Genomic DNA, 1,254 nt, shown 5'->3' with positions numbered 1-1,254 from the left:
ATCACCCACACCGCGATCATCGGTCTGCCGCCCGACCGCGCGGGGGTCGCCGGCGGTATCACGTCCACCGCGCGCCAGGGCGGGACCGCCGCCGGCATCGCCCTCGCGGGGAGCCTGCTCGCCGCGTCCGGGTCCGCGGGCTTCGCCGCGAGCCTGACCGGATGGCTGATCATCGCCTGCTGCGGCGTGATTCTGCTCGTGATCGCCGCCACGGCCACCAGGACATCACTTGACGCCCAGTGGGCACCCGACGGCCTCTCGAGCCCGGCGGGGGGCGGGCGATGAGAGCGCTACTGCTCGGCGCCCGCGGCGCCGTCGGGACGGCCATCCGGCGCGAACTGGAGCGCGAGGGTCACGAGGTGACCTCGACCGGCCGCTCCGTCGGCGGTCTCGTGCTCGACCTTCACGGCGATCTCGCAACACTCGGGCCGGCCGCCGCCGCACATGACGTCGTCATCAACGCCTCGGGGGTCGAGCGCGCGGACCTCGGCACCGTGGTTAGCACCACCCCGCTGGTCGACATCTCCGCCACCGGCTCGTACCTCGACGCCCTCCGGAAGTCCGCCCGAGGCACGGTGGTGCTGGGCGCGGGCCTCGCGCCAGGCCTCAGCACCGTTCTCGTCTCCGCGCTCGACCACCGTCCCGGGGACGACATCGACGTGTTCGTGATGCTCGGCTCCGGAGAGCACCATGGCGCCGCCGCCGTGGACTGGACCGCCGGGCTCCTCGGCACCGACGTCCACCAGTCGCCCGAGACCACCCCGATCCGGAACTTTCACACCGGCCGACGGGCCACGGGACCCGACGGTCGACGGCGCCTCCACCTGCGCGCCGACTTCCCTGACCACGTCCTGCTGGGCCGGGAAGAGCAGCTCGCGATCCGCTCCTACCTCGCACTGGGCACCGCGCCGGAGACGCTCGCCCTCGCCGTTCTCGGGCGGCTGCCCGCCCTGCGTGGCCTGCTCGCCGCCGCTCCGCACCTCGGCGGGTCTGACTGGCACGTCATCGCCCGCAACCGCCGCACCGGCCACCAGCGCGAGGCGTTCGGGACCGGCCAGTCCGAGGCCACCGGGCACCTCGCCGCGCTGGCCGCGTCCCGAGCCGCCGTCACGGAGAGAACCGGGGCGATCACCATGGCGGACCTGGTCGACGTCGACGCCGCGATGGCGTCCGTCGAGGCGCTACGGCCATCGAGGTAGCGCCTGCCGGGCAGGGATCGTGGCGTCGCCGGGGTGCGAGAGGCCCCGTCCGACT

Annotated in this window: 1 protein-coding gene and 1 pseudogene; both read left to right on the top strand. The window is 74.2% G+C overall.

Translation table 11 applies throughout. The features are described from left to right. Nucleotides 1-285 (top strand): annotated as a pseudogene (locus IY392_RS17625) (hypothetical protein); the annotation flags it as partial. Next, nucleotides 282-1,199: a saccharopine dehydrogenase gene (locus IY392_RS17620; protein ID WP_194861933.1), complete on the top strand. Its 918-nt coding sequence runs from the start codon at nucleotides 282-284 to the stop codon at nucleotides 1,197-1,199. The pseudogene IY392_RS17625 and the gene IY392_RS17620, both read left to right, overlap by 4 nt. Nucleotides 1,200-1,254: the final 55 nt, after the last annotated feature.

Source organism: Dietzia sp. SYD-A1 (assembly GCF_015356725.1).
In the GTDB taxonomy this organism is placed as follows: Bacteria; Actinomycetota; Actinomycetes; order Mycobacteriales; family Mycobacteriaceae; genus Dietzia.
The sequence above is the reverse complement of the archived record's forward strand: the minus strand, read 5'-3'. Positions and strand labels throughout refer to the sequence as shown.